The organism is Pseudomonas sp. Sample_24, assembly GCF_004307605.1.
GTDB lineage: Bacteria > Pseudomonadota > Gammaproteobacteria > Pseudomonadales > Pseudomonadaceae > Aquipseudomonas.
This window is the reverse complement of record NZ_RCNW01000508.1, coordinates 1-6,747: the sequence shown is the minus strand read 5'-3', so window position 1 is coordinate 6,747 and position 6,747 is coordinate 1. Positions and strand designations below refer to the sequence as shown.

Below are 6,747 nucleotides of genomic sequence, written 5' to 3'. Positions count from 1 at the left end.
ACCTGGCCGCCATTGAACAGCGTATCCAACGCAACGACGGCGCCCATCAGCCTTGCCTCACCAGGCCGCAGAACACGCCTTCGATGGCGAGGTCCCGGTCGGCTTCGACGATGATCGGCTGATAGGCCGGATTGCGCGGCAGCAACCGGACCGTGTCGCCGACCCGTTCGAAGCGCTTGATGGTGACTTCGCCGTCGAGGCGCGCCACGACGATCTGGCCGTTGACCGCCTCGGGGCTGCGGTGCACGCCCACCAGGTCGCCGTCGAGAATGCCGTCCTCGATCATCGAGTCGCCGCGCACCCGCAGCATGTAGTCCGGCACCCGGGAAAAGATCGCAGGATCGAGCAGCAAGCGGCTATGGATTTCGGCATCGGCCCCGATCGGCGCACCCGCCGCCACGCGACCGAGGACCGGGATATCCAGCAACTCGGGGCGCGGTGGCTGCCCGAGCAGGCGAATGCCCCGGGCCTGATTCGGGTTGACCTCGATAAACCCGGCTTCGGTGAGCGCCAGCACATGCTTGCGCGCCACGCTGCGGGAGGCGAAGCCGAACGCCTCGCTGATTTCAGCGAGGCTCGGGGACTGACCGTGCTCGGCGATGCGCTCGCGGATAAAGGTCAGGATGGCGGTACGGCGGGGAGTCAGAGTCGTCATGGAGTACATTTGTACTCTTTTGCCATTTTCCTGACAAGCACCGCCAGTCAGCTCAACCCACGGGACGCCAGAAACCCTGCGATGTAATCGATGAACGCCAGCACTTTGGCCGTCGCCCGCCGATGGCTCGGGTACACCGCCAGTATGTGCGGGCCGAAGCTGTCCGGGTCGATGTCGTAGTCGGCCATCAGCCGCACCAGTCGCCCTTCGGCGATGTACGGCGCGGCACTCCACAAGGGTGTGTGCAGCAAACCGCGCCCCGCCAGGGCATTGGCCAGCAGCAAGTCGTAATTGTCGCTGCGCAGGCGCGGTGCCAACGGTTGTGGCAAGCTCAGGCGCTGGCCATCGCGCTCGGCCCACCAGAATTCACGGCTGAGCAACGGATGGCGATACAGCAACCATTCGTGGTCATCAAGGGTCTGCGGGGTGACCGCCAGCCCCTTGCGTGCCAGATATTCCGGGCTGGCGCACAGCGCCAGGCGATTGCTGCCGACCACCCGCGCAATCAACCCCGGCAAGTCGTCATGCCCTTCGCGCAACGCCAGGTCGTAGCCGCTCTCCAGCAGGTTGACGAACTCGTCGCACAGGTCCACTTGCAGGTTGATTTGCGGGTATTGCTCAAGAAAACCACCGCACACCTGATCGAGAAAAGCCTGCCCATAGGCCAGCGGTGCGGTGATTTTCAGGCTGCCGCGCAAACCATGCTGCAACTGCTCGATTTCCTCGCCGGCCTCGTCCAGTCGCTGCAACACCTGACGCGCAGTCTCCAGGTAGAGCCGCCCGGACTCCGTGAGCAAAATCCGTCGGGTGCTGCGCTCGAACAACCGTGCGCCCAGCTCCGCTTCCAGGTGATTGACGGCTTTGGTCAGGGCTGACGGGGTCTTGCCCAGTTGCTCGGCGGCGCGGCTGAAACTGCCCAGTTGCGCCGTGACCACAAACATTTTCAGTGCACCGAGCTTGTCCATATTTTTTCCAATCAGGCAAAAACGTTTTTCGTGAGTGAGGCGTTCTGCCGAGCGCAGCAAGCCACTAATCTGGCCATCAGACGCAATAACAAGGAAACATTCAATGAAAAGATTCATCCCGAATCTATTGATGGCCGCCATGAGTTTTGCCTCGTTGGAAGCCATGGCAGCGACTGACCTGGTGTTATTCAATGGCAAGATTTTCACCGCCGACCGCAATCAGCCCAAGGTCCAGGCGCTGGCGGTCGAGGACGGCAAAGTGCTGCAAGTGGGCAGCGATGCGCAGATCAAGGCGCTGATCGAGTCTGGAACACAGGTCATCGACCTGGACGGGAAAACACTGATGCCCGGCCTGATCGACACCCATTCCCATGCCATCTTCGGTGGCCTGGAAATGGTGTCGGCCAACATGGAAGACGAGGTCGTGGACCTTGACGAACTGGAGAAACGCCTGCGCGCCTGGCGTGACGACGGAAAAGCGCGGCACGGCGATGTGCTGAGCGTGGCCGGCATGAGTTCGGCGTACTGGGCGCAGTCGGAAGCGCTGGGCAAGAAGTTCAACAGTGGCGAATGGGCCGACGTGCCGGTGGTCTTTACCGGCAGCGACCACCATACGGCCTGGGCCAATGATGTAATGCTCAAGCGCGCCGGTGTCGATGCCGCGCTGATCAAGTCATTGCCGGTAGCTGAAGACGGCACCATCGGCAAACTCAAGGACGGCAGGCCCAACGGGTTTCTGGTAGATGCCGGCTGGGATCGGGTGGCCTCGAAAATGCCGGCACCGAGCGCCGCCGACATGCTCAAGGCCGCGCAAACCGCCGTGAGCTACAACAACAGTCTGGGCATTACCGCGTGGATGGACCCGGCCGCCAACGCCGCGCCCGGCGAACCGATCTTCGCCCTCAAGCCGACGGAAAAAACCGTCGGTGTGCTGCCGGTGTACAAGGCACTGGCGCAAAGTGGCGCCATGACCGCCCACATTGCCGCGCTGCTGGTGGCCAATTCGAAAAGCGTGCCGGCCGATCTGGATACGCTGGACAAGGTCCGCCAGCAATTTCAGGGCATCCCCAACCTGACCTTGCCCGGGGTCAAGATCTTCGCCGACGGTGTGATCGAGTACCCGGCGCAGAGCGCGGCGATGATCGATCCCTACAGCAACTCGCACAAACAGGGCGAACTGCTGATCGATCCAAAGCATTTCGGCGAGCTGGTCAGTGCCATCGACCAGCGCGGCTGGCTGGTGCACATCCACGCCATCGGTGACCGTGCCGTGCGTGAATCACTGAACGGGATCGCCCAGGCGCGCAAGGACCGCCAAAGCGGCGTGACGCACTCGGTCACTCACCTGCAAATGGTCAACCCGAAGGAGTTCGCCCGGTTCAAGCCGCTCGACGTCATTGCCTCGATGCAACTGCTCTGGGCCGCCGCCGACGACTACACCACCGACATGATCAAGCCTTACGTCAGCGCCCAGGCATTCCGTTACCAATACCCGGCGCACTCGCTGCTCAAACAGGGCGCAATCATTTCCGGCGCCAGCGACTGGCCGGTGTCGTCGCCGAACCCGTTCAACGCCATGGCTCAGGCGATGACCCGGGTCGGCCCGCTGGGCGTGCTCAACGCCGATGAACGTATCGACCGCGAAACCATGTTCTACGCCTATACCCTCAACGCTGCGCGCACCATCGGCCTGGACAAGAACATCGGTTCGTTGAGCGCCGGCAAACAGGCCGACTTCATCGTCCTTGACCGCGACGTGTTCAGCGTCGATGACAAAGCCCTGCACGACACCCAAGTGCTACAAACCTGGTTCGCCGGCCGTCAGGTCTACGCAGCGACCCTCTGATAAAAACCCGCAACCACTTCGCTGCCCGCCCCCGGTGTGTTCCAACCCGGGGGCCTGGCGCAGCCTTGCCCGACATCTGCCCATAACAACACAATAGCGGAATGCATCTTATGAAAGCCTTGACCCTGTTCGCCCTCGGTTCCTTGAGCCTGCTGCCCTTGAGCAGCCAGGCCATCCCCTTGAATGACGACTTCGCCCTGCTGCTGGACGTGACCCTGGCCAGCGACTACCGCACCCGCGGTATCTCGCAAACCCAGAATGACCCGGCCATTCAGGGTGCCATCACCCTGGCCCACAGCAGTGGCCTGTACCTCGGCGCATGGAGTTCAAACGTCGATTTCGGCGGTGGCCTGAAAACACGGCAGGAAGTCGACTATTACGCCGGCTGGCTGTGGCAAGCCACTGAAGAAGTGAGCCTGGACGTCGGCTACCTGAAGTACACCTATCCCAGAGAAAGCCAGTTCAACCAGAGTGAGGCCTACGGCATTCTCAGCGTCTACGGGGTCAAGCTCGGAGCCTATTACTCTGCCGATGCGCCGGGAATCGACAGCGAGCAGAACTCGCTCTACAGCTATGTCGGCTACGAAACCGAGTTGCCCTACGATGTGGGTCTGAAACTGCGTTACGGCAACATGGACTTCAAGGATCCGCATCTCTACTCACGTTCGGGCGAAGCCGAAGATTCGTACCGTGAGTGGGAGGTCAAGCTGACCCACGAACTGGCCGGCGTGATGCTGGGCCTGAGCTACATCGACACCGACCTGTCGAAAAGTCAGTGCGCCAGCAACTGGGGGTTCGATGACGTTTGCAGCGCCACTGTGGTGGCGAGCGTCAGCAAGTCGTTCTGAGGCGCGCCCCACCTGCGAGCAAGGAGGCTCCGGGGTGTGATGGAGGCTGATCGGATGAGGGTTGCTTACACATCAGGATCACTGATTATCCGGCAACACGCTAACCTATAAGACCGTGTCGCGCTTGTGGCTCCCAAGGCGCACCATTAGATTAGCCAATGATGTCTGGCCTCCAAAATAAGTAGAAGGGATAAGCATGGCGCTTACTGACCAGTCCACCCGTATCCGTACCGGCGAAGAACTCGATGCCAGCCTGATCGATCCATACCTCAAGGCCCATATTCCGGGTCTGAGCGGCTTGCCGCAGATCAGCCAGTTCCCGGGCGGTGCGTCGAACCTTACCTATTTGCTGGAATACCCCGAACAGGAGTTTGTCCTGCGTCGGCCGCCGTTCGGCCACAAGGCCAAATCCGCCCATGACATGGGCCGCGAATTTCGCATCCTCAATCAATTGCGCGAGGGTTTTCCGTACTGCCCCAAAGCCTACGTGCATTGCACCGACGAATCGGTGATCGGTGCCGAGTTCTACGTGATGGAACGGGTCAACGGCATCATCCTGCGCTCGGAACTGCCAGCGGAACTGGGGCTCGATTCAGCGAAAACCGAAGCCCTGTGCAAGAGTTTCATCGACAAGTTCGTCGAACTGCACCAGGTCGACTACAACGCTTACGGCCTGGGTGACCTCGGCAAGCCCGAAGGTTACGTGGCACGGCAGATCAAAGGCTGGAGCGACCGCTACGAAAAAGCCCTGACCCCCGATGCCCCACAGTGGGACGTGGTCAAGGCCTGGCTCAACGACAAGATGCCCGCCGACCACCCGACGTCCAGCATCGTTCACAACGACTACCGTTTCGACAACGTCATCCTCGACCCGAACAATCCGATGCAGATCATCGGCGTGCTCGACTGGGAACTGACCACCCTCGGCGATCCCTTGATGGACCTGGGCAATACCCTCGCCTACTGGATCGAGGCCGACGACCCGGCGCCGGTGCAGATGATGCGCCGCCAGCCGAGCCACGCCCCGGGGATGCTGACCCGCCGCGAGTTCGTCGACTACTACGCCCAGCGATCCGGCATCCAGATCGACAATTTCGACTTCTACTACACCTACGGCCTGTTCCGCCTGGCCGGCATCGTGCAGCAGATCTACTACCGCTTCTACCATGGCCAGACCCAGGACAAGCGCTTCGCGCAGTTCATTCACATGAACAAACTGCTGGAGCAGATGAGCTTGCAGGTCATCCAGAAATCCAGCCTCTGATACCAACACGACCCGTAGGAGCCAGGCTTGCCGGCGAATCAGACACTGCGGTGTAGCGGTCATACCGCGTCACCGCTCTTCGCCAGCAAACCGCACCTACACCTATCAGGCCTATAACAAGGAAAACCCATGTCCAAGACTCAGTTGTTCGACCTCGACGGCAAGATCGCATTCGTCTCCGGCGCCAGCCGTGGCATCGGTGAGGCCATCGCCAAACTGCTGGCCCAGCAAGGTGCCCACGTGATCGTCTCGAGCCGCAAGCTCGAGGGTTGCCAGCACGTGGCCGACTCGATCATTGCCGCCGGTGGAAAAGCCACCGCCATCGCCTGCCACATCGGCGAAATGGAACAGATCAGCCAGGTGTTCGCCGGGATCAAGGAACAGTTTGGTCGCCTGGACATTCTGGTCAACAACGCCGCCACCAACCCGCAATTCTGCAACGTACTGGATACCGACCTCGGCGCCTTCCAGAAAACCGTCGACGTGAATATCCGCGGCTATTTCTTCATGTCGGTCGAAGCCGGCAAGCTGATGCGCGAAAACGGTGGCGGCAGCATCATCAACGTGGCCTCGATCAACGGCGTTTCGCCGGGAATCTTCCAGGGCATTTATTCGGTGACCAAAGCGGCGGTCATCAACATGACCAAGGTTTTCGCCAAGGAATGTGCGCAGTTCGGCATCCGCTGCAACGCGCTGCTGCCAGGTCTGACCGACACCAAGTTCGCTTCGGCACTGGTCAAGAACGAGGCGATCCTGAACACCGCGTTGCAGCAGATCCCTTTGAAACGCGTGGCGGACCCGAGCGAAATGGCCGGCGCGGTGCTGTACCTGGCCAGCGACGCCTCCAGCTACACCACAGGTGTTTCGCTGAACGTGGACGGCGGTTTCCTGTCCTGACCCGCTGAACAACACAAATTCCTGTAGGAGCAAAGCTTGCTCGCGATTGCGTAGTATCAGTCAACATCAATGTTGAAACTGCTACCGCAATCGCGAGCAAGCTTTGCTCCTACGGGTTTTGTGTATTTCTGCTTACTGGGTGATGCAGCGGGTGGTCGTGGTGACTCGGGTCACCTCGCCGTTTTCGTCACGCACATCGCCCAGGACGTCGGTTTTATCCAGGGTCTGGCAAGTACGTTCAGGCGGTGGGGGTGGAGTGACAGGTGGGGGTG

Annotated in this window: 6 protein-coding genes; 4 read left to right on the top strand and 2 right to left on the bottom strand. The window is 60.8% G+C overall.

What is annotated here, in order from left to right:
- Nucleotides 1–46 precede the first annotated feature (46 nt).
- Together lexA and D8V06_RS29310 are read right to left on the bottom strand one after the other, a co-directional pair.
- A complete protein-coding gene (gene lexA / locus D8V06_RS29315) occupies nucleotides 47–664 on the bottom strand; it encodes a transcriptional repressor LexA (RefSeq protein WP_056852853.1) in 618 nt (205 codons plus the stop codon).
- Between the two features lie 38 nt (nucleotides 665–702).
- Nucleotides 703–1,620, bottom strand: coding sequence for a LysR family transcriptional regulator (locus D8V06_RS29310; RefSeq protein ID WP_056852854.1), 918 nt, complete (start codon nucleotides 1,618–1,620; stop codon nucleotides 703–705).
- A gap of 103 nt (nucleotides 1,621–1,723) precedes the next feature.
- Here D8V06_RS29310 and D8V06_RS29305 point away from each other — a divergent pair, with 103 nt between their 5' ends.
- From D8V06_RS29305 to D8V06_RS29290, 4 genes are all read left to right on the top strand, one after another.
- Nucleotides 1,724–3,466: an amidohydrolase gene (locus tag D8V06_RS29305; RefSeq protein ID WP_130932350.1), complete on the top strand. Its 1,743-nt coding sequence runs from the start codon at nucleotides 1,724–1,726 to the stop codon at nucleotides 3,464–3,466.
- Nucleotides 3,467–3,576: 110 nt separating this feature from the next.
- Nucleotides 3,577–4,314 carry a TorF family putative porin gene (locus D8V06_RS29300; RefSeq protein WP_130932349.1) on the top strand — a complete coding sequence of 246 codons (738 nt, stop codon included), beginning with the start codon at nucleotides 3,577–3,579 and terminating at the stop codon, nucleotides 4,312–4,314.
- Between the two features lie 196 nt (nucleotides 4,315–4,510).
- Complete coding sequence (locus D8V06_RS29295) at nucleotides 4,511–5,578, top strand: phosphotransferase family protein (protein WP_056852857.1); 1,068 nt, start codon at nucleotides 4,511–4,513, stop codon at nucleotides 5,576–5,578.
- 129 nt (nucleotides 5,579–5,707) lie between these two features.
- Nucleotides 5,708–6,475, top strand: a complete 768-nt coding sequence (locus tag D8V06_RS29290) for an SDR family oxidoreductase (RefSeq protein WP_056852858.1) — start codon at nucleotides 5,708–5,710, stop codon at nucleotides 6,473–6,475.
- The last annotated feature ends 272 nt before the right edge of the window (nucleotides 6,476–6,747 follow it).

Bases quoted from the DNA above. Each gene is read 5' to 3' on its own strand.
- D8V06_RS29300 (WP_130932349.1), top strand. From the start codon at position 3,577: ATGAAAGCCTTGACCCTGTTCGCCCTCGGTTCCTTGAGCCTGCTGCCC.
- D8V06_RS29310 (WP_056852854.1), bottom strand. From the start codon at position 1,620: ATGGACAAGCTCGGTGCACTGAAAATGTTTGTGGTCACGGCGCAACTG.
- D8V06_RS29305 (WP_130932350.1), top strand. From the start codon at position 1,724: ATGAAAAGATTCATCCCGAATCTATTGATGGCCGCCATGAGTTTTGCC.
- lexA (WP_056852853.1), bottom strand. From the start codon at position 664: ATGTACTCCATGACGACTCTGACTCCCCGCCGTACCGCCATCCTGACC.
- D8V06_RS29290 (WP_056852858.1), top strand. From the start codon at position 5,708: ATGTCCAAGACTCAGTTGTTCGACCTCGACGGCAAGATCGCATTCGTC.
- D8V06_RS29295 (WP_056852857.1), top strand. From the start codon at position 4,511: ATGGCGCTTACTGACCAGTCCACCCGTATCCGTACCGGCGAAGAACTC.